The 19,761-nt window shown below is 73.9% G+C and carries 19 protein-coding genes; 8 read left to right on the plus strand and 11 right to left on the minus strand.

Annotated features, from left to right (window positions below; translation table 11 throughout):
- Positions 1-181: 181 nt before the first annotated feature.
- On the minus strand, positions 182-1,837 hold the full coding sequence (locus Sm713_RS22735) for a GNAT family N-acetyltransferase (protein WP_249416446.1): 1,656 nt from the start codon (positions 1,835-1,837) through the stop codon (positions 182-184).
- Positions 1,838-2,278: 441 nt separating this feature from the next.
- Between Sm713_RS22735 and sigJ the strand changes: the two genes are divergently transcribed.
- On the plus strand, positions 2,279-3,184 hold the full coding sequence (gene sigJ, locus Sm713_RS22740) for an RNA polymerase sigma factor SigJ (RefSeq protein WP_249416447.1): 906 nt from the start codon (positions 2,279-2,281) through the stop codon (positions 3,182-3,184).
- A gap of 372 nt (positions 3,185-3,556) precedes the next feature.
- Positions 3,557-4,318 carry a GntR family transcriptional regulator gene (locus tag Sm713_RS22745; protein WP_212912204.1) on the plus strand — a complete coding sequence of 254 codons (762 nt, stop codon included), beginning with the start codon at positions 3,557-3,559 and terminating at the stop codon, positions 4,316-4,318.
- A 115-nt stretch (positions 4,319-4,433) separates the two neighbouring features.
- On the opposite strand, the gene Sm713_RS22750 is transcribed toward Sm713_RS22745, so the two are convergent.
- On the minus strand, positions 4,434-5,591 hold the full coding sequence (locus Sm713_RS22750; RefSeq protein WP_212911390.1) for an ROK family transcriptional regulator: 1,158 nt from the start codon (positions 5,589-5,591) through the stop codon (positions 4,434-4,436).
- A 221-nt stretch (positions 5,592-5,812) separates the two neighbouring features.
- Here Sm713_RS22750 and Sm713_RS22755 point away from each other — a divergent pair, with 221 nt between their 5' ends.
- The 3 genes from Sm713_RS22755 to Sm713_RS22765 all read left to right on the plus strand — a co-directional run bounded on the left by Sm713_RS22755 (position 5,813) and on the right by Sm713_RS22765 (position 8,184).
- Positions 5,813-6,259 (plus strand): hypothetical protein, encoded by a 447-nt coding sequence (locus Sm713_RS22755; RefSeq protein ID WP_212911391.1) that lies wholly within the window; start codon positions 5,813-5,815, stop codon positions 6,257-6,259.
- Between the two features lie 171 nt (positions 6,260-6,430).
- Positions 6,431-7,192 carry an SDR family NAD(P)-dependent oxidoreductase gene (locus Sm713_RS22760; protein ID WP_212911392.1) on the plus strand — a complete coding sequence of 254 codons (762 nt, stop codon included), beginning with the start codon at positions 6,431-6,433 and terminating at the stop codon, positions 7,190-7,192.
- 149 nt (positions 7,193-7,341) lie between these two features.
- The gene (locus Sm713_RS22765; protein WP_212911393.1) at positions 7,342-8,184 is read left to right on the plus strand and encodes a helix-turn-helix transcriptional regulator; all 843 of its coding nucleotides are present in this window, start codon (positions 7,342-7,344) and stop codon (positions 8,182-8,184) included.
- Positions 8,185-8,302: 118 nt separating this feature from the next.
- On the opposite strand, the gene mug is transcribed toward Sm713_RS22765, so the two are convergent.
- The 6 genes from mug to Sm713_RS22795 all read right to left on the minus strand — a co-directional run bounded on the left by mug (position 8,303) and on the right by Sm713_RS22795 (position 15,587).
- Entirely contained in the window at positions 8,303-8,848 is a 546-nt protein-coding gene (gene mug, locus Sm713_RS22770) for a G/U mismatch-specific DNA glycosylase (RefSeq protein WP_212911394.1), read from the minus strand.
- 14 nt (positions 8,849-8,862) lie between these two features.
- Positions 8,863-10,326: an adenylosuccinate lyase gene (purB, locus tag Sm713_RS22775; protein WP_212911395.1), complete on the minus strand. Its 1,464-nt coding sequence runs from the start codon at positions 10,324-10,326 to the stop codon at positions 8,863-8,865.
- Between the two features lie 70 nt (positions 10,327-10,396).
- A complete protein-coding gene (locus Sm713_RS22780) occupies positions 10,397-11,173 on the minus strand; it encodes an SGNH/GDSL hydrolase family protein (protein WP_212911396.1) in 777 nt (258 codons plus the stop codon).
- Positions 11,174-11,259: 86 nt separating this feature from the next.
- Entirely contained in the window at positions 11,260-12,273 is a 1,014-nt protein-coding gene (locus tag Sm713_RS22785; protein ID WP_212911397.1) for a hemolysin family protein, read from the minus strand.
- Positions 12,270-13,865 carry a hemolysin family protein gene (locus tag Sm713_RS22790; protein WP_212911398.1) on the minus strand — a complete coding sequence of 532 codons (1,596 nt, stop codon included), beginning with the start codon at positions 13,863-13,865 and terminating at the stop codon, positions 12,270-12,272. The genes Sm713_RS22785 and Sm713_RS22790 overlap by 4 nt, the downstream gene beginning before the upstream one ends.
- Before the next feature lie 576 nt (positions 13,866-14,441).
- Positions 14,442-15,587, minus strand: a complete 1,146-nt coding sequence (locus tag Sm713_RS22795) for a glutathione-independent formaldehyde dehydrogenase (protein WP_212911399.1) — start codon at positions 15,585-15,587, stop codon at positions 14,442-14,444.
- Positions 15,588-15,803: 216 nt separating this feature from the next.
- Between Sm713_RS22795 and Sm713_RS22800 the strand changes: the two genes are divergently transcribed.
- Complete coding sequence (locus Sm713_RS22800) at positions 15,804-16,001, plus strand: hypothetical protein (protein ID WP_212912205.1); 198 nt, start codon at positions 15,804-15,806, stop codon at positions 15,999-16,001.
- A gap of 56 nt (positions 16,002-16,057) precedes the next feature.
- Here Sm713_RS22800 and Sm713_RS22805 read toward each other — a convergent pair whose 3' ends face one another.
- The gene (locus tag Sm713_RS22805) at positions 16,058-16,954 is read right to left on the minus strand and encodes an LLM class F420-dependent oxidoreductase (protein WP_212911400.1); all 897 of its coding nucleotides are present in this window, start codon (positions 16,952-16,954) and stop codon (positions 16,058-16,060) included.
- Between the two features lie 428 nt (positions 16,955-17,382).
- On the opposite strand from Sm713_RS22805, the gene Sm713_RS22810 reads away from it, so the two are divergent.
- On the plus strand, positions 17,383-17,610 hold the full coding sequence (locus tag Sm713_RS22810; RefSeq protein WP_212911401.1) for an antitoxin: 228 nt from the start codon (positions 17,383-17,385) through the stop codon (positions 17,608-17,610).
- 29 nt (positions 17,611-17,639) lie between these two features.
- A complete protein-coding gene (locus tag Sm713_RS22815; RefSeq protein WP_212912206.1) occupies positions 17,640-17,978 on the plus strand; it encodes a fic family toxin-antitoxin system, toxin component in 339 nt (112 codons plus the stop codon).
- 165 nt (positions 17,979-18,143) lie between these two features.
- Here Sm713_RS22815 and Sm713_RS22820 read toward each other — a convergent pair whose 3' ends face one another.
- Together Sm713_RS22820 and bioD are read right to left on the minus strand one after the other, a co-directional pair.
- On the minus strand, positions 18,144-18,824 hold the full coding sequence (locus Sm713_RS22820; RefSeq protein WP_212911402.1) for a class I SAM-dependent methyltransferase: 681 nt from the start codon (positions 18,822-18,824) through the stop codon (positions 18,144-18,146).
- A gap of 160 nt (positions 18,825-18,984) precedes the next feature.
- Complete coding sequence (bioD, locus tag Sm713_RS22825) at positions 18,985-19,746, minus strand: dethiobiotin synthase (protein ID WP_212911403.1); 762 nt, start codon at positions 19,744-19,746, stop codon at positions 18,985-18,987.
- Between the last annotated feature and the right edge of the window lie 15 nt (positions 19,747-19,761).

The raw sequence follows: 19,761 nt of genomic DNA on the forward strand, positions 1-19,761 counted from the left end.
TCATACGGCGAGGGCGTCGGCGTCAGCTGGATTCGGGGCTTGGGACGACAAGATCACCGGACGCTACGAGTGCGGGCCCGGTGATCCGGACGCGCGCCGGACGGGCCGCGGGGGTGCCGGCACCGGGAGACGGGCCCTGGCGCCGAGGCGGCCGGCACGGCCGTCTCGGCGCCGCGGTGGCTCAGCCGCGCTGACTGTGCCGCAGGTGCTCGGGCACCCGGGCCGGCAGCGGGTCGAGGCGGGCCGTGATCACGAGGGTGCCCTCCTCGATCTGGTAGTCCAGCGGGAGGCCGAGGCCGCGCATCACGGCGACCATGCCGGTGTTGGACGCCCGGGTGACGGCATAGACGTGCGAGGAGCCCGCCTCGACGGCCATCGCGACCAGCCGCCCGAGGAGTTCGCGGCCGATGCCGCGGCGCTGCCAGTCGTCCTCGACCAGCAGGGCGACCTCGGTCTCGTCACCGTCCCAGAGCAGGTGGCCGAGGGCCACTATGCGCCCGGACGCCGTCTGCGCGGCGAGCGTCCGGCCGAAGCGGGGGCTGAGCAGGTGGTCGAGGTAGCCGTCCGTGTCGCCGGCGGGGCCGTGGTAGCGCCGGGCCAGGGTGTCGGCGGAGCAGCGGGCGTGCATGGCCCTGGCAGCGGCGAGGTCGGTGGTGTCGGCGCGGCGCACGGTGATCGCCTGGCCGCGCGGCAGCGTGAGGACGTCGCGGCCGCCGGGCACGCGGGGGCCGAGCCGCGCGTCCAGCTCGACCAGCGCCCTGGCCCGCGCGAACTCCGTGGGGGTGAAGGGGAGATAGGGGCGCTCCACGGTGATCAGCTCACCGTCCGGCGCGCGCAGATGCAGCACGGTGCCGTCCAGCGCCCCTTCGACGGGTGGCAGGACACCCCGGCCCGCGACCCGGACACCGTCCGTCCGGGCCGGCTCGCCTACGCAGCGAAGGGATCCCGAAGCGCGGGGCCCGTCCGGCGCGGTCCCGGCAGGCGTGCCGTGGGCGCCTTCGGCTGCGGAGGGAGCCGGACTTCCGGCGGGCCGCGCGGCGTGCGCGGGCAGCGAGCGGATGGTGCACCGGCCGAGCAGCCCGCGCAGCGCGAGGGGCAGCTCCGCGGGGTCGAGGGCGGTGCGGGTGGCGAGGCCGAGCACGCGGGTGGGCGTGTCGACCAGGTCGTGCGCGTCGGCACGCTCCATCCAGGTGTCCCCGCCTCCCACTGCGGAGACGGTGCCGCTGACGTCCGCCGAGGTCAGCGGCACCGGGATGCGGAGCAGGAACTCGTCGACCGTGCCGTCGGCCAGCGGGTGCGTCTGCAGGCTGAGGATGTCGATCTCCCGTTCGGCCAGTGCGGAGCACAGCACGGCGAGCGACCCCGGCGCGTCCCGCACGGTCGTCCGCATCCGCCACAGCGTGGTCGCGGTGGCGTCGGACTCGGGGGTGCGGGTGGGAGACGGGGCGGCGGGGGACGGGACGGAGGCCGAGGGTTCCGCGGCCGGCGTGGCCGCGGCCGGGGAGGCGTCCTGGGGTGCGCCGGACGGGGTGCGCGTGGACGTGCCGGCCTCGGCGGCCCCCGCAGCGGCGTACCCGGACCGCCCGGCGGGCGCGGGGGCGCCGGCCGCCGGTGGGGCATGGCTGTGGCGGCGTGCCCACCATGTGTGGAAGCCTGCCGTGGCGAGCAGCACCATCGCGGAGACGCACAGCAGCAGGGGACCGTCGGGCCCGTGTCCGATGAGGTTCGCCGTGACGTCGGCGACCGCGACCGCCGTGAAGAGCGCCGCCAGCTCCACCAGGTCCCGGCGCCAGTGGTGGACCGGGCGGCCGTGTTTCGTGCGCGTCACATCAGACATGTCTGGACTCATGCTGGAACTCTCCACAAGAGGTGTTGCCGCGTCACGAACGCTTCGTGACCGTCAGGTAAAGCCGGGTCCCGGCCCTCTCGCGGGGCCCGGACGGCGGTCCTTCTTCGCTGGTGGGAGGGCGCTTCCGGCGATCTGCCGGTCCGTCAGGTACGCTCGCACGGCATGCCCCGGATGGACGCCTGCCGGCCACCTGACTCACTCTGTGTGGTCGCCGGCACGAGCGCGGAATCGCACCCGGGAACCGGTCGGCGCACACCTCGTGGCCGTGCCCCTGGACGACGGCCGGGGTGCGCGCACGGGACTCGAACCCAGAGGGGAAGCGGCCCCGAACCCCGAGCGGACGGCGCCCCTGGCCGCGCGCCCGCCCTGTGGCGCACGACGCGCCCGATTCGCCTGGACAGCGGCGGTGACGTCCGCTGGGATGGGCGTGTGGGAACGGACAGGGCGGTCGACGTCTTCCAGGAGCACCGTCCGGTGCTGATGGGCGTCGCCTACCGGATGCTCGGCCGGGTGGCGGACGCGGAGGACGTCGTCCAGGAGGCGTGGCTGCGCTGGTCGGACGCCGACCGCGACGCGGTGCGGTCCCCGCGCGCGTACCTGATCCGCGTCGTCACCCGCCTCGCCATCGACCGGCTGCGCCAGATCACCGCACGCCGCGAGGCCTACGTGGGCCCCTGGCTGCCCGAGCCGCTCGTCACCGACCTCGACCGGACCGAGCCCGACGCGGCCGAGCGTGTCGTGCTCGCCGACACCGTCTCGCTCGCCGTCCTCGTCGTCCTGGAGTCCCTGTCGCCGCTGGAGCGCGCCGTCTTCGTGCTCAGGGAGGCGTTCGGGCTGCCCTTCGCGGAGATCGCCGCCACTCTGGACCGCAGCGAGCCCGCCGTCCGCCAACTCGCCAGCAGGGCCCGCAAGTACGTCGACGAACGGCGGCCCCGCTACGACGTCGACCCCGCCGTCCGCCGCGACCTCACCGAACGCTTCCTGGCCGCCGCGCTCGACGGCGACCTGGAGGGCCTGATGGCGCTGCTCGCGCCCGACGCGCGCCTGGTGGCGGACAGCGGCGGCAAGGCGCGGGCCCCGGTACGGGTCATCGAATCCGCGGACAAGGTGGGGCGGTTCGTGCTCGGCGTGCGCACCCGCTCCGTGCCCGACATGCGGTTCGAGTACGCCGAGGTCAACGGCGAGATCGCCTTCCTGATCCTCTCCGGGGACACGCTGGACAGCGTCTGCCAGGTGGAGGTCTCCGACGGGCGCATCCAGCGCGTCTACCTCCTGCGCAACCCCGACAAGCTCGGCCATCTGGACGGGTCCGGAGCCCATCCGGGCGGCGCCTGAGCCCGTTCGGGGCGCCTGAACCCATCCGGTCGGTACAGGAACACGTTTCGCCGGCGTTCAAGCGGATCCGGGCGGATCCCGGCCCGATCGCCGGTCCGAAGCGCCCCACACCCCTGCCGCCGGACCCCCATGGCCCTGAAAGGGCCTCAAAGCGCCCCGCCACGCCTCGGTGGGGCGCTTCGCCGCGTCCGGATGCCGGCGGCGCGTCGCAGCCCGCCGTACCGGGAGAAGGCCGGCACTACGCACGGTAACGGTCTCCGGATTGGTCTTGACCAACTTCCGGCACCGCCGTATCGTCAGGCATAGTGCAGGAACCTTTAATAAAGAACGAAGTCAAAACTCTGCCAGGACATGGCGATTGCGGAGGACAGGGTGGGGACCACGCAGCTCGAATCGGTGCCGGAGCCCAAGTACTGGCACCTCAGGACCGTGCTCAGTGAGGCGCTCGACTCCGAGTTCGCGGTCGGGGAGATCCTGCCGAACGAGCGCGAGCTCGCCGCCCGCTTCGGCGTCGCGCGCGCCACGCTCCGGCAGGCACTGGAACAGCTCGAACTCGAAGGCCGGTTGCAGCGCCGCCGCGGCGTCGGCACCACCGTCGCGCCGCCCCGTGTGGGCGTCTCCGTCGGCACGTCCGGCGACACCTGGCCGGACGCCGGCGACGACGCCTGGCAGGCCGTCGACAGCACCCTGACGACTCCGCCCGCCGCCGTGGCGCGGATGCTGGAGACCGACGCGCGGGAGCCCGTGCACACGGTCCGCCGCAGCCGCGTCTCGCACGGCCAGCCGGTCGCAGCGGAGTTGCTCTACATCCCGTCCAGGTCGGTCCCCGACCTCTCCGCCATAGACGCCCCGACGGGCACCACACGCGCGCGTGCCGTGCTCCGCGAACTCCAGCGGCAGCCGCTGGAGGGCCAGGACCGCTCCGTGGAACTGGGGTCCGCCGGCGCCGACGACGCCAAGGAGCTGGACCGCCTCCCGGGTGCCCCGGTGCTCGTCGTCACCACCCGGTACCTCTGCGAGGGGCGCACGGCAGCCGTCTCGGTCGCCACCTACCGCGCCGACACCTGCCGGCTCACCTTCGGCGACTCCGGCGGCGTCGAGATCCACCACGGCCCGGAGACCCGAGCCTCCTGACGCTCTCGCGCGCCTGCTCCACGGGCGCCGGCCACCGGTCGGCGCCCGTCGTCATGCCCACGCCCGTCCCGCCAGGGGGCGCGGACCGGCCCGGGGCGCTCGGGGAGCAAGCGCCTCAGCGCCGCGCCGTCACCGTGCCCTCCACGGCGAACAGCTCCTCCTCCACATGGTCCAGCGCGAGCCGCAGCGCTCCGGTGGCCACCGCCGCCTCGCCCAGCATCGACAGGGCGACCCGCGGCGGCCTCAGGCAGTAACGGGCCAGCTCGCCGCGGAGCGGCTCCAGGACGCCGTCGAGTCCGGCGGCCCAGCCGCCCACCACGACCAGCTCCGGATCGAGGGCCAGCACCAGCGCCGCAACGTCGTGCACCAGGCGCTGGATGAAGCGGTCGACGGCCGCGCGCGCCCGCACGTCGCCCTCCCGCGCACTGCGGAAGACCTCCGCCACGGCCTGCTCGTCCAGCGGGTTGAGCGGCTCGTCCGTCGTCGACAGCAGGGTCTCCGGGGTCACCTCGCGGCCCAGCAGGTGGAGCGCGCCGATCTCGCCCGCCGCGCCGCCGTACCCCCGGTGCAGCCGTCCGCCGATCAGCGAGCCGGCGCCCGGGCTGAGACCCGCCAGCACGAACACCATGTCGTCCGACTCGCGCGCGGCGCCCTTCCAGTGCTCGGCCACGGCAGCGGTGTTGGCGTCGTTCTCCACGAGCACCGGGCACTTGAACGAGCGTTGCAGCCGTTCGCCCAGCGGCAGTCCCGTCCACTCCGGCAGCGCGGTGCCCAGCCGGACCGTGCCGTCGGCCTCCACGATGCCGGGACTTCCCACGCCGACGGCCCGCAGCGAGCCCCGCGGGACGCCGGCCCGGCGCAGCAGGTCGGCGACCACCGACCGCAGCCGGTCCAGCCGTTCGTCCGCGGAGGCCGTCTCGGGCACCTCCTTGGCCCCGGTGCCGAGCACCTGGCCGTCCAGGTCGGAGAGGACGGCCGCGACCCGGTGGGCGCCGATCTCAAGGCCCAGCAGGTGTCCCGCCTCCGCGCGGAACCGGAACCGGCGGGCGGGGCGCCCCTGACGCCGCGTTCCGCCCTCCTCCGCAGGTGCCTCCACCACGAGGCCGGCCTCGATCAGGCCCTCCACGACGCCTTCCACGGTGGGCCTGGACAGGCCGGTGACGTGCGTGATCTCGGTCAGTGTCGCCGAGTCCGTGGCGCGCAGCGCATGCAGCACCACCGCCGAATTGATCCTCCGCAGCAGAGAAGGATCCCCGCCGGTCAGCCGCCCCAACGTCCGTCCTCCCAGCCAGTGCGCGTGATGGCCGGATGTTACTCGCCAGGAGGGGGTGGCGGCGAGTACGGGGGCGTGCGCAGCGCGCGAACACGATGCGGAATCGTCGCGTGGAACGCCGGGCCCGGCCGCTCCGAAACGCCCGGGCACCTCGCATGCGCCCGCACGGTGCTGACGGGGTGCCAGGTCGAGATGTCGGCGCCCCCGGGTTTACTGGTGGCATGAGCACCGTCCCGCACCTCGCCACCATCGATGCGCTGCTGGCCCGGGAATTCCCCGCGGAGCACGGCACATCGGACCTGGGCATCGGTGGACCGGGCTACTTCATCAGGGAGTTGAGGACGGAAGGCGCAGCCGGTGACGCATCCGGCTGCGGCCTGCGCGAGTTGGCCGAGGAGCAGTGCGAGGCGGAGCGTGACGGACTGGGGATCAGCCTCGACGGTCGCTACGGCGCCGGGGGGAACACCGTCCCCCTCAGCGGTCTGCTGATTCGGGGGATGGAGCGCGGTGAGCACATACCCGAGCCCTGGGCGTACCTCAGCGCTCTCGCCAGCGACGCCCGCGTGTGGGAGACGGGCAGCCGCCTGATAGCCCTCGCCGTGTCCCGGCTCGACCCCGCCCAGCCGCCTGCCCTGCTGGTCGCCGTCACGGTGATCGACCTGCCGTAGCCATCCGCAGAGCCGCTGCCCGCCCGAGGGCCCCGGACGCTGAAAGGGGGACGGGCCGTCCCTGGATGAGCTGTGCCTTCATCCGCTCCCGGACAGGGCGGATCGTCGTCGGTGGCGGGTCCTCTGCCCGTGCCTCCCGCACGGGCCCCGCCACCACCACGAGGAGGCCATGTGAGCCAGAAGAAGATCGCCCTTGTCACCGGCGGGAACCGCGGCCTGGGCCGGGCCACCGCCCTCAAGCTCGCCGAGGCGGGCACCGACGTCATCCTCACCTACCGGTCCCACAAGGACGAGGCGGCCGCCGTCGTCGACGCCGTGACCGCGGCGGGGGCCAGGGCCGTCGCCCTGGAGCTGGACACCACCGCTCTGGACACCTTCCCCGCCTTCGCCGCCACCGTCCGTCAGGCCCTGGAAACCGTCTGGGACCGCGAGTCCTTCGACTTCCTCGTCAACAACGCGGGTGCGGCCGTGGTGACCCCGCTCGGCGAGACCACCGTCGAGGCGTTCGACCTGCTGGTGAACGTACACTTCAGGGGCGTGCTCTTCCTCACCCAGGAACTGCTGCCGCTGATCGCCGACGGCGGGCGCATCGTGAACCTCTCCACCGGCCTCGCCAGGTTCGTCGGCGAGGGATGGTCCGTCTACGGCTCGGTCAAGTCAGCGATCGAGACCTGGACGCGGTACCTGGCCAAGGAGCTGGGCGGCCGCGGCATCAGCGTGAACGCCGTCGCTCCCGGTCCGATCGGCACGGACTTCGCCGGCGGTGTGCTCCGCGACGACGAGCAGCTCCGCACGGTCATCGCCTCCCAGGCCGCGCTGGGCCGGGTGGGTGAGGCCGAGGACATCGGAGGTGCGATCGCCGCTCTGCTGGCCCCGGGCACGGGCTGGATCACCGCCCAGCGCATCGAGGCATCCGGCGGCAGCCTGCTCTGACAGCTCTCGGAGGCCTCCGGGACGGCCGCCGCTGCCCGGTAGGCAGGCGGCGGCCCGACGCGGCGGCCTCCGTCGCACGGCGCCTCCCACCGGGGCCCTGCCCTCGTAGGGCCCCGGCCCCCACATCCAACGGAACGGACGATCGCCTCATGGACCGTGAACAGCTCGCGGACTTCCTGCGCACCCGGCGCTCCGCACTCCAGCCGGAGGACGTCGGCCTGCCGCGCGGACCGCGCAGGCGCACCCATGGGCTGCGCCGCGAGGAGGTCGCCGCGCTGTGCGGCATGTCCGCCGACTACTACACCCGCATCGAGCAGCAGCGCGGCCCGCTGCCGTCCGAGCCGATGCTCGCCGCCCTCGCCCGGGGCATGCGCCTGTCCGTCGACGAGCGCGACCACCTCTTCCGGATCGCCGGGCACAACACGCCCGCCCGGGGACGGGGCGGCGACCACGTGAGCCCCGGCACGATGCGCATCCTCGACCGCCTGACCGACACCCCCGCGCAGGTGATCAGCGACGTGGGCGAGACCCTCGTGCAGACCCGCCTGGCCATCGCCCTGCTCGGCGACGAGACCCGCTACACGGGCCTGGACCGCAGCTTCGTGCACCGCTGGTTCACCGACCCCCTGGCCCGCCGGATCTACCCCTCGGAGGATCACCCCAGGCACGGCCGCATCTTCACCTCGGAGCTCCGCGCCGCCTACTCCAGCCAGGGGCCCGCCTCCCGCGCCGGGGAGATCGTCTCCTCGCTGCTGGCACGGAGCGAGGAGTTCGCCGCCCTGTGGGCGGACCACGAGATCAGCATCCGCGGGCGCGACGCCCCCAAGCGCATCGCCCACCCCGATCTCGGTGTCGTCGAGGTCCACTGCCAGATCCTCCGCGACCCCGACCACGCCCAGTCGCTGCTCGTCTACACCGCCACACCCGGCACCGGGAGCCACGACAAGCTCCAGCTCCTGCCCGTCCTCGGCGAGCGCCAGCCGCACCTCTGAGCGGCGCCCGCCGGGCCGGTGCCCGCCGGGGCCCGTGCAAGGCGGCGCACCCGCGCGTCGCGGCGTCATGCCGGCCGGAGCGCACGCCGGGCCCGTATGGAAGGAGGGCCCCTGCCCCTCAGGCCCCGGCCGCCTCCCGCAGGCGCCCGAACTCCTCCGCCATCGTCGCCGCCGTCCAGTGGGCGTTGAGGCCGCTGGGGTTGGGCAGCACCCAGACGCGGGTGTCGCCGATGGTGGTCTCCTGCGGGCCGATCGCGGCGCGCCGGTCGCCGAAGGCGGTGCGGTACGCCCCTATGCCGGCGACCGCGAGCCAACCGGGACGCAGCCGGGCCACCTTGCCGGCCAGGAGCCGGCCGCCCTCGCGGTACTCCTCGTCCGTGAGCTCGTCGGCACGGGCGGTTGCCCTGGCCACGACGTTCGTGATGCCGAGGCCGTGACCGAGCAGTTCGTGCTGCTCGGACGGCCGGTACTGCCGGGGCGTGAAGCCGGACAGGTGCAGCACCGGCCAGAAACGGTTGCCGGGCCGCCCGAAGTGGTGGCCCGTCGCGGCCGTCCAGAGCCCCGGGTTGATCCCGCAGAAGAGCACCTTCAGCCCCTCGGCGGCCACATCGGGCACCAGGAGGTCGCGGGCGGCCTCCAGCTCCGCGGCGGTGAAGCGCGGCATGGCGGCGCCCCCGGTCAGAGAATCGCGCCGGGCGCGTACCCGGCGGCTTCCGGATGCTGCTTGACGACGCCGTCGATCCGGGCGACCACCGCCGCTACCTGGTCGGCGGCGGCCCCCGTGAAGGAGAGCCGGTCGGCCATCAGGGCGTCCAGCTCCGCGCGGTCCAGCGGGATCCGGTCGTCGGCGGCGAGCTTGTCCAGCAGGTCGTTGCGCTCCGCGCCCTGCTCGCGCATCGCCAGGGCCGTGCCGACCGCGTGCTCCTTGATGGCCTCGTGCGCCACCTCCCGGCCGACGCCCGCGCGCACGGCGCCCATCAGCACCTTCGTCGTCGCCAGGAACGGCAGGTAGCGGTCCAGCTCGCGGTCGACGACGGCGGGGAACGCGCCGAACTCGTCCAGCACCGTCAGGAAGGTCTCCAGCAGCCCGTCCAGGGCGAAGAACGCGTCGGGCAGCGCCACCCTGCGCACCACCGAGCAGGACACGTCGCCCTCGTTCCACTGGTCGCCGGCCAGCTCGCCCGCCATGGACGCGTAGCCGCGCAGCACCACCATGAGGCCGTTGACCCGCTCGCAGGAGCGCGTGTTCATCTTGTGCGGCATCGCGGAGGAGCCCACCTGGCCCGGCTTGAACCCCTCCGTGACGAGTTCCTGGCCCGCCATCAGCCGGATGGTCTTCGCCAGCGAGGACGGCGCCGCGGCGAGCTGCACCAGGGCCGTGACCACCTCGTAGTCGAGCGAGCGGGGGTAGACCTGGCCGACGGAGTCGAACGCCTGCGAGAAGCCCAGGTGGCCGGCGATCCGGCGTTCGAGGTCGGCCAGCTTCGCCGTGTCGCCGCCCAGCAGGTCCAGCATGTCCTGGGCGGTGCCGACCGGGCCCTTGATGCCGCGCAGCGGATAGCGGCCCAGCAGCTCCTCCAGGCGGCCGTACGCCACCAGCATCTCGTCGGCCGCGGTCGCGAAGCGCTTGCCGAGGGTCGTGGCCTGCGCGGCGACGTTGTGCGAGCGGCCCGCCATGACCAGCTCGGCGTGCTGTCCCGCCAGCTTCCCGAGCCGGGCGAGGACCGCCACCGCGCGATCCCGGACCAGCTCCAGCGAGCGGCGGACCTGGAGCTGCTCGACGTTCTCCGTGAGGTCGCGGGAGGTCATGCCCTTGTGGATCTGCTCGTGGCCCGCGAGGGCGTTGAACTCCTCGATACGGGCCTTCACATCGTGCCGGGTGACCCGCTCGCGCTCGGCGACGGACGCCAGGTCCACCTGGTCGAGCACCCGCTCGTACGCGGCGAGCGCACCCTCCGGCACCTCGATCCCGAGGCCCTGCTGGGCCCGCAGCACCGCCAGCCACAGCCTGCGCTCCAGCCGCACCTTCTCTTCCGGCGACCAGAGGGCGGCGAGTTCGGTCGAGGCATAGCGGCCGGCCAGGACGTTGGGGATGACGGGCTTGGCGGCGCCGGACGGCGCGGAGGGTGCGGAAGAAGTCACGTGAACCGATTCTAGTGGGGCCCGCGGGCGCCGGTGACGGCCATCCGCGCAGGCCACCGCGGGCGGCGGGTCAGGCCCCGCTCTCGTACGGCAGCAGCTCCGGGCGCTTGGCCACCCGGCCGTCGCCCGACGAGCGGCCGGTGAGCCGGCGGCCGACCCACGGCAGCAGGTGCCGGCGCGTGAAGCTGAGGTCCGCCGCACGCCGAGCCGCCCACGGGGGCCGCACCGCATCCGGCAGCCCGGCACGCCAGTCGCTCCCGGGAGGCAGGCCGAGGGTCTGCCACACCGCTTCGGCCACCCGCCGGTGGCCCTCGTCCGTCAGGTGCAGCCGGTCCACGTCCCACATGCGGGGGTCACCCAGCACGGGTGCCCCGTACAGGTCGACGACGAGGGCGCCGTGCCGGGCGGCCAGCTCGTCTATGCAGTCGAACAAGGCCTCCACGCGGGGCCGCATCCGCTCCATCACCGGGCCCCGGCGGCCCGGGCTGCGCATCAGCACCAGTTGCCCGCACGAGGGGGCGAGCCGCTCCACGGCCTGCGTGAGGAGCCCGCGCACCCGTCCCATGTCGCACCGCGGCCGCAGCGCGTCGTTCAGCCCGCCGACCAGGGTGACCACATCGGCCCCCATGGCGGCCGCCGTCTCCACCTGCTCGTCGACGATCTGGCCGATGAGCTTGCCCCGTACGGCGAGGTTCGCGTAGCGGAAGCCGGGGGTGCGGAGGGTCATGCGCGCGGCGAGGAGATCGGCCCAGCCGCGGTAGGAGCCGTCGGGGAGCAGGTCCGACATGCCCTCGGTGAAGCTGTCGCCGACCGCGACCAGGCTCTTGTAGTCGATATTCTCGTGCATGGCGCAACGATCGTATCGCGGCGCCCCGACGGCCCGGCCTCGCGGCCGACGGGGGCACGAGGCACCCGCGAGTCCGCCGTGATCGCTCACACCGGCTGGCCGAACAGCTCCCTGAGCACGTCCTCCATCGTCACCAGGCCCGCCAGCCTGCCGTCCGCGCCCCGCACCGCCGCGATGTGGGTGAGGCTGCGGCGCATGGCCGTGAGCGCGTCGTCGAGCGGGGTGGTCTCCCGCACCTGCGTGATGGCGCGCATCTCGCTCCTGCGGAACGGCTCGTCGCGCGGCATGGCGTCCAGGGCGTCCTTGACGTGCAGGTAGCCGACGATGCGGCGGCCCTCGTCCACCACCGGGAAGCGGGAGAAGCCGGTCTCGGCGGCCAGCCGCTCCAGCTCCTCGGGGCTGATGCCCACGCGCGCGTAGACCACCCGCTCCAGCGGCAGCAGCACGTCGCGCACCGTGCGGCGGCTCAGCTCCAGCGCGTCGTGCAGCCGTTCCTGCGCACGGTCGTCGAGCAGACCCGCGTCACCGGAGTCCTTCACCAGGCGGGCGAGCCCGGCGTCCGAGATCGTCGCCGGCACCGCGCCCCGCACCTCCACTCGCAGCAGCCTGAGCACGCCGTTGGCCAGCGCGTTCACCGAGAAGATCACCGGACGGAGGGCCCGCGCGACGCCGACCAGCGGCGGGCCCAGCAGCAGCGCGCTGCGTACCGGCTCGGCCAGCGCGACGTTCTTGGGGATCATCTCGCCCAGCAGCATGTGCAGGTAGGTGGCGGCGACCAGGGCGATCACGAACGAGATGGGGTGCACCAGGCCCTTGGACAGGCCGGCGGCGTTGAAGAGGGGCTCCACGAGATGCGCGATGGCCGGCTCCGCGACGATGCCCAGCACCAGCGTGCACAGCGTGATGCCGAGCTGGGCCGCGGCCATCAGCGCGGACACGTTCTCCAGGCCCCACAGCACGCTGCGCGCCCGCCGGTCGCCGGCCTGCGCCCGGGGCTCGACCTGGCTGCGGCGGACCGAGACGAGGGCGAACTCGCCGCCCACGAAGAAGGCGTTGCCGACCAGCGTCGCGAGGCCGATCAGAAGTTCCAGGGCGGTCACGGGGCGCCTCCAGGGCCGCCGTCCGGCCGGTGGTCCGGCGGGTCGCCGCGGTGGGACCCACCGCCCGCGCCGGGTCCACGGCCCGCGCCGGGTCCACGGCCCGCACCGGGCCCGTTGCCCTCGCCCGGTCCACCACCCGTGCCAGGTCCCTCACTGGTCCCGGGACCGCCCGCGCCCCCGGACCCCCGGTCCGGACGGGCCCGCCCGGACCCGGCGCGCTCGTCGCCGCCGTGTCGCCGCGCCCCGGGGTGCAGGTCGGCCCGGGTGCTGCCATGGCCGCCGTCCCGGCGCCCGGGCGGCGCGTGCAGCATGACCCGGGCAGCGCGGTGGCCCGAGGCATCCACCACCTCCAGGCGCCATCCGTCGACGTCGACCCGGTCGCCGGAGGACGGGATCCGGCCCAGCTCCGTCGCGATCAGCCCCGCCAGCGTCTCGTAGGGCCCCTCGGGGGCGCGCAGTCCGATCCTCCCCAGCCGGTCGATCCGGGCCGAGCCGTCCGCCGCGTACCGGGCGCGGCCCTCCGGGTCCCGTCCGCTGCGCACCAGCTCGGGGGTCTCGTGCGGATCGTGCTCGTCGCGTACCTGGCCGACCACCTCCTCGACGATGTCCTCCAGGGTGGCCACGCCCGCGGTGCCGCCGTACTCGTCGACGACGACGGCGAGGGTGCGGGTGGCGAGCCGTTCCAGGAGCCGGTCGACGGTCAGCGTCTCGGGCACCAGGAGCGGCTCCCGCATCAGCTCCGTCACGGCGGTGGCCGGCCTGCGCTCGGCGGGCACGGTCAGCACGTCCTTGATGTGCACCACGCCGACCACGGTGTCGAGGCTGTCGCGGTAGACGGGGAAGCGCGAAAGCCCGGTGGCACGGGTCACGTTGGCCACGTCCTCGCAGGTCGCAGGCGTGTCCAGGGCGATCACCTGGACCCGGGGCGTCATCACGTTCTCGGCGGTCAGCTCCGCCAGGTTGAGGGTGCGCACGAACAGCTCGGCCGTGTCGGCCTCCAGAGCGCCGTGCCGCGCCGAGTGCTCGACGAGCGCGATCAGCTCCTGGGGGCTGCGCGCCGAGGCAAGTTCCTCGGCCGGCTCCAGGCCGAGGCGGCGCACCGCGCGGTTGGCCGTGTTGTTCAGATGTGCGATGAACGGCCGGAACGCGGTGCTGAACCAGCGCTGCGGGGCGGCCACCCGGCGCGCCACGGCCAGCGGCGAGGAGATCGCCCAGTTCTTCGGCACCAGCTCCCCGACGATCATCAGGAACACGGTCGACAGGGCCGTGCCCAGCACCAGGGCGAGCGACCGCGCGGTGCCCCGCGAGGCTCCGAGGCCCTGGAGCGGTCCCGTGAGGAGCTTCGCGACGGACGGCTCGGAGATCATGCCGACGACGAGGTTGGTGACCGTGATCCCCAGCTGCGCCCCCGAGAGCTGGAAGGCGAGCTGCCGCGTGGCCCGCAGGGCGCCCCGGGCGCCGCGCACGCCACGCTCCACGGCGACTTCGAGCTCGCTGCGCTCGACCGTGGTGAGGGAGAACTCCGCCGCGACGAAACCGCCGCAGGCCAGCGAGAGCAGCACCGCCACGAGGAGCAGGAGCACTTCGATCATCGGGTCACCTCCGTCCCATCCTCGGGCAGGCCCGGGGCGGCCGCGCGATCACTCGGCCACGGAGGGAGGGGGAGCGGGCGGGGGTGCGGGGCATGGGCAGGCTCACCCATGGGGGAGGCCGGCACCTTTCATGCGGGTACGGTGTCCCGCCATCGTAGGGACAGGCACCGGCGTTGCCGCCGAGCGCCGCACCGGGCCGCACCGTGGTCAGCCGGCCAGCGGCCTCCACCCGGTGCCGTCGGCGGCTCCTGGACCGGCATGCGGCAGCGGGCCAGCCAGCCGGGCACTCAGCCAGTCAGGCACGACAGCCAGCCAGCCAGCCAGCCAGCCAGCCGGGCGGAGCGGACGAGCGTGTCGCGCTGCTCAGCCCGCTTCCCACGGTCAGTGCTCTGACCAGCAAGAATGCCCTCCCGCTGGGAGGGCAGGGGGCCCGGTGAGAAGGGCAGGGGGACAGAGTGCGGACCGCGTCGGGCGCGTCCCCGGTGGACCGGCGGAGGCGGCCCACCGGATGGCGCTTTTGGCGGGTCACCTCCGCGTGGTCTCGGGCTTCGAGAGGTCCGGTCCGTGCGCTGCGGGTCAGCGGCCCGGGTGCAGGACGACCTTGGTGTAGCCCTCGACGCGCTTGTCGAACTTCTGGTAGGCCTGCGCGGCCTCGTCCAGCGGCACTTCGTGCGAGACGACGAAGCTCGGCTTCGCGCGGCCCTCGATGATCATGTCCCGCAGCTGCCGGTTGTAGGCCTTGATGTTGGTCTGCCCGGTGCCCATGCGCAGGCCCTTCTCGAAGAGCTTGCCGATGGCGACCAGCAGCATGCCCTGCTTGGCCTGCTCGTCGGGGCCTCCGGGGTCGGCGGGCACGTAGAGGCCGGGGATGCCCAGCGCTCCCGTGGCCCGCACCGTCTGGACCAGCGAGTTGAGGACGGTCGCGGGTTCCTCGCGGCCCTCGCCCGCGGCCCGGGCGCGGGCCTGGTAGCCGACGGCGTCGATGCCCTTGTCGGTGCCCTCGCCGTCGGTCTGGTCCTTGATCTGCTCGACCGGATCGGCCTCCGCGAAGTTGATCGGGATCGCGCCGATCTGCTCGGCCTTCTGGAGCCGCTCCGGGATCCGGTCGACGACGAACACCTTCTTGGCCCCGCGGAGCAGGGCGCAGTACGCGGACATGAGGCCGACCGGCCCGCCGCCGTAGACGGCGACGCTGTCGCCGGGGGAGGTGCCGGCGAGCTCATTGCCGTGGTAGCCGGTGGGGAAGATGTCCGCCAGCAGCACGAAGTCGCTCTCGTGCTCGGTGCCCGGGGGCAGCTTGAGGCAGTTGAAGTCGGCGTAGGGGACGCGTACGTACTCGGCCTGCCCGCCCGGCCAGGGGCCCATGGCCACGTAGCCGTAGGCACCGCCGGCGAAACCCGGGTTCACGGTCAGGCAGAAGGCGGTCTTGCCCGCGGTGCAGTTCTTGCAGAACCCGCAGGCCACGTTGAACGGCATGACCACGCGGTCGCCCTGCTTGATGGAGGTGACGCCGTCACCGACGTCCTCCACGATTCCGAGGTTCTCGTGGCCGAAGACGATGCCCGGTTCCGCCGCGGTCCGGCCTTCGTACATGTGCAGGTCGGAGCCGCAGATCGCGCTGGACGTGACGTTGACGATCACGTCGTTCGGGTGCTGGATCCGTGGTTTCTCGACGTCTTCGACGGCTACTTCGAACGGCCCCTTGTAGACGACGGCCTTCATCTGTACCCACCTCCGTGTCAGCAGTGTCACTGGTCCTGCCGGGGCACGGGCGACGTACCATGTATTGGTATGTACCAAAAGGGAAGGGTGTCAGGACGCACGTCTGCCGTGCGCCGCCCGCCTGGCGGACCTGACCTCGGGTCTGCTCTCTCACGGTAGACTATTCGAACAATCCTGCAACAAATGTGCGTAATCGATCAGGAAGGCGGGTGGCGGATGGCCAGGGGGACGCGACGGCTGGGGACGCTCCTCGTCCCGGTCACGGGGCTGTCGGGCACCTCCTACCCGCCAGGGACGAAGGTGGCCGTCGACGGCGGAGGCTCGTCCGTGGACGGCTTCGTCGACGGCGACTGGCTGCCGCTCGCGTGGTGGGAGTTCTCCGAGGGGCATGCAGAGGACGCGCAGGCGGGCTGAACCCCGATCCGCCGCAGGATCGGCTCGCGGTTCCCCGGCTGGCCCGGCGGGCCGCCTCAGCCGCCGCCGCGCAGCTCCTCGATCACGGGGGCGAAGGCCTTCATGGACGGCTCCAGGACGGTGAGGTAGGAGAACCCGTAGCGCTCGCGCTGGGCGCGCAGCTGTTCGGCGATCTGCCGCACCGTCCCCGCCGGGAAGACCGGCAGCTCGAGCGCCTGGTCCTCGGTGAGGTACGGAAGCCGCTGCGCGATCTCCCGGGCCGTGGCCCGCCGGTCGCCGGTCACCGTCACCCGCTGGATCAGCAGGTTGAACTCCTGCTCGCGGCCCGCGCCGGCCGCGAGGCGGCGATAGGCGGCGACCCGGTCGTCCAGCTGTGCCGCGGTGAGCGCGATGAGCCCGCCCGACGTGCTGCCGCGCTCCGGACGGAGCCCCGAGAAGCCGACGATGTCGGCGCGCCGTGCCGCCAGGTCCAGCATGCGGTCGCCGTTGCCGCCGACGAGCAGGGGGACGCGGGGCCGCTGGACGGCCGCGGGGGCGTGCTCCGCGGATCCGAGCAGCCGGTCAAGCTCTTCGACGGTGCGCACCACATGGTCCACGCGCTCGCCCGGCGAGCCGAACGGCAGGCCGGCGGCGGTGTGCTCATCGGCCACGTAGCCGGTGCCCAGGCCGAGTTCCAGGCGGCCGCCGGTGAGCGCGTCCGTGGTCGCCACCTCGCGGGCGAGCAGGGCGGGGTTCCAGAACCCGGCGTTGAGGACGAAGGTGCCGAGCCTCGGACGCTCGGTGGCCTCGGCCGCGGCGACGAGCGCGGGGAAGGGTGCCGGCATGCCCAGGTGGTCCGCCACCAGGATCGTGTCGTAGCCCATGTCCTCGGCCGAGCGGCAGGTCGCGCGCCAGGCGTCGCCAGGCGGGGTGGTGGTCAGGCTGACGCCGAAGCGGAAGGCCGGCACCGTCATGGATCCTCCTTGCTGGGACGGTCTCTGAACGGAGGCGCTGGGGCGGGCCGGCCATGCACGGCCGCCACTGGGCCGGCCGCACGGGCCTGCCCGCCCGGCCGAGTACATCACCAACCCGCCTGCCGGGGGCTGCCGTTCGGCTACGGGCAGATGGCCGCGCAGCGCCGGCCGTGTAAGCGGACGGCCGGCAGGGCAGCCTGCTCTGGACGCGGACGGCGCCGTGCGCGACCTCGTGCGCGCGCAAGCGGACGCACGGGGGCCGACGCCTCGCCGGGGTGGTGGATGCCGGGAGTACTGTGAGCCTCGGCACAGGGAACGCTCCGCGTGGAGCCGTCCCGCCTGGTGGATGCAGGGGGCACGTACCGCTCGGGATCCGGATCCGGTCCCGGGGGCTTGCCGTGCTAGCGCCTTCGCGCTAGCTTTCAGGTATGGCGAAGACTCAGTTGAACGTGCGGGTGGACGCGGACACCGCCCGGACCGCGCGCGAACGCGCGCTGGCCCGGGGTATGAGTGTCAACCGCTACATCGAGGAGCTCGTCAGACAGGACGCCGGCGAGGTCGGCAAGACCTTCGTGGACGCCGCCTCCGACTTCATGAAGCAGTACGGGTCCATCTTCGCCGAGGAGTTCCCCGCGGAGCGTGAAGGTCGTCGTTGAACCTCCATATCGATCTTGCCTGGCTCCTGATGGTCGCCGAGCAGAAGACGCCGGGAGACCCCCAGGTCACCGACTGGGGAGCCCTCGTCGCCGCGGTCAGCAGGCATGAGGCGGACATATTCGGCATCCCCGTGTACGACACGCCGGAGGCCAGAGCCGCCGCACTGCTCCAGCTCCTGCTGCACGTCCCCGCCCTTGAGCGGTCCAACGCGATGTTCGCCTCGGCGGTGGCCTACGCGTACCTCGTCGCCAGCGGCCTGAAGGTCGTCACGTCGCCCGAGCAGGTCCGCTCCCTCGCGCAGCTGGTCAAGCACGGCACCGCGAGCGTGCACGAGATCGCCCGCGAGCTCCAGAACTGGAGCCTGTGAGCCGCTCCGGAACCGGAGCCTGTGCCCCGCTCGGAGTGGGAGTCCGTGACCCGTTCCGGAGCCGGAGCCCCCGACCCGGGGCCGCACCCTGCCGCCGTGCACCCGGCCTCTGCCCTGGCGAGCGCCGGCACCGGTGCCTCGCACGTAACCGTTGCCGGCCCGGGATCAGGGGCGGCCGGTGGTCTCGGGGCGGCGCGCCACGCCGGCGACGCAGTACGAGGTCGGGGTGCGCACCCCCTGCTCCGGCACCAGCAGCCGCCGGTGGTCGCCCAGCTCGAAGCCGGCGTCCCGCAGCGCCGCGACCGGGTCGCGCCCGACGTGGCAGCCGCCGAAGAGCCGTGGCCAGACGGTACGGTCCAGCACCCGCTGCACCGTCACCATCGCCCTGCCCTCCGGCGCCAGGCCGTGCTCGAAGAACCGCAGCTCGCCCCCGGGCCGCAGCACCCGCCTGGCCTCGGCCAGCGCGCGCGGCACATCGCGGACGCTGCAGAGCACGAGCGACAGCACGGCGGCGTCGAAGCCCTCGCTCTTCACGGGCAGCGCCTCGGCGGCCCCCGGCACCACGTCCACGGGGACGTCGGCGCGCAGGGCGGCCTGGGCCGCGAGAGTCCGCAGCAGGCGCTCCGGCTCGATGGCGACGACCTCGGAGACCGTCCCCGGATAGTGCGCGAAGTTCAGGCCGTTGCCCGCGCCGATCTCGATGACCCGCCCGCTGAGCCCGGACAGCAGCCGCGCGCGGTGCGGCCCCATCCAGGGCTCGGCGCGCTCGCTCACCCGGGTGTAGCACCGCGCGAACAGAGGATGGTGCACGGCGTCCTTCGGCACCTTGCCCGACCGCAGCGGCATGAGAACCCCTCTTCGTGTGGGGCGCCCGCCCGGCCCGGCGGACGTGGACGACGGTGTACGTCGATTGTCCTCCCGAACCGCCGCCGCGTCCCGCCCAGGAGACGCCCGGTCCGGCGGCGCCCGCTGATGCCTCCGTCCGCCGGGCCGCCACCCGTACCGTTCAGACGGCTGTCCGCACCGCCGCCCCGGCCGGGGCCGGCCTGGCCAGGGCCGGGTGCTCGGCCGTGAACCGCGCCGCGTCCCAGCGGCCGCCCAGCACGGGCGCCAGCCAGCCGGCGGCGCGGGCGCGGAAGTCGGCCGGGGCCAGCGCGGCGGCGCCCTCGGGCAGGGCTCCCAGCAGCGGGGCGCCCGCGGCCACGGGCAGGTCGACCAGGTTGCAGCGCTCGGCGAGACCGGGCTCGCGCGGCCAGCTGCCCAGCACCACCCCGAGCTGCGCGAGGCCACGGGCCCGCAGCGCCTCCGCGGTGAGCGTCACGGCATTGAGCGTGCCGAGCCCCGGTGGAGCCACCACCAGCACCTCGGCCCCGAGCTCGCGGGCCGCGTCGGCGAGCGTGGCGCCGCCGGCGTCGAACCGCACCAGCAGCCCCCCCGCCCCCTCGACGAGGACGAGGTCGTGATCGGCGGCGAGTCTCCCGGCCGCCCGCACGATGCCGTCCGTGGGCACCGGCGGCAGCCCCGCGCGCAGGGCCGCCGTCTCAGGCGAGAGCGGCTCGGGAAAGCGGGCGAGTTCCAGCGTGGTGACCTCGCCCGCGAGCCTCGTCACCTCGGCGCAGTCGCCCGGCTGGCCCGGCCCCACCCCGGTCTGGGCGGGCTTGAGCACCGCGACGGAGCGCCCGGCAGCCCGGGCGACGGCCGCCAGTGCCGCCGTCGTCATGGTCTTGCCGATCTCCGTTCCGGTGCCCGTGACCACGAGGACCGTCATCGCTCCACTCCCTCT

It is taken from the genome of Streptomyces sp. TS71-3, from assembly GCF_018327685.1.
In the GTDB taxonomy this organism is placed as follows: Bacteria; Actinomycetota; Actinomycetes; order Streptomycetales; family Streptomycetaceae; genus Streptomyces.

Coding starts and splice junctions, on each gene's coding strand:
- mug (WP_212911394.1), bottom strand. CDS start 8,848: ATGCCGCGCTTCACCGCCGCGGAGCTGGAGGCCGCCCGCGACCTCCTG.
- Sm713_RS22795 (WP_212911399.1), bottom strand. CDS start 15,587: ATGAAGGCCGTCGTCTACAAGGGGCCGTTCGAAGTAGCCGTCGAAGAC.
- Sm713_RS22800 (WP_212912205.1), top strand. CDS start 15,804: ATGGCCAGGGGGACGCGACGGCTGGGGACGCTCCTCGTCCCGGTCACG.
- Sm713_RS22755 (WP_212911391.1), top strand. CDS start 5,813: ATGAGCACCGTCCCGCACCTCGCCACCATCGATGCGCTGCTGGCCCGG.
- Sm713_RS22820 (WP_212911402.1), bottom strand. CDS start 18,824: ATGCCGCTGCGGTCGGGCAAGGTGCCGAAGGACGCCGTGCACCATCCT.
- Sm713_RS22810 (WP_212911401.1), top strand. CDS start 17,383: ATGGCGAAGACTCAGTTGAACGTGCGGGTGGACGCGGACACCGCCCGG.
- Sm713_RS22735 (WP_249416446.1), bottom strand. CDS start 1,837: ATGTCTGATGTGACGCGCACGAAACACGGCCGCCCGGTCCACCACTGG.
- Sm713_RS22780 (WP_212911396.1), bottom strand. CDS start 11,173: ATGCACGAGAATATCGACTACAAGAGCCTGGTCGCGGTCGGCGACAGC.
- bioD (WP_212911403.1), bottom strand. CDS start 19,746: ATGACGGTCCTCGTGGTCACGGGCACCGGAACGGAGATCGGCAAGACC.
- Sm713_RS22765 (WP_212911393.1), top strand. CDS start 7,342: ATGGACCGTGAACAGCTCGCGGACTTCCTGCGCACCCGGCGCTCCGCA.
- Sm713_RS22815 (WP_212912206.1), top strand. CDS start 17,640: ATGGTCGCCGAGCAGAAGACGCCGGGAGACCCCCAGGTCACCGACTGG.
- Sm713_RS22790 (WP_212911398.1), bottom strand. CDS start 13,865: ATGATCGAAGTGCTCCTGCTCCTCGTGGCGGTGCTGCTCTCGCTGGCC.
- Sm713_RS22805 (WP_212911400.1), bottom strand. CDS start 16,954: ATGACGGTGCCGGCCTTCCGCTTCGGCGTCAGCCTGACCACCACCCCG.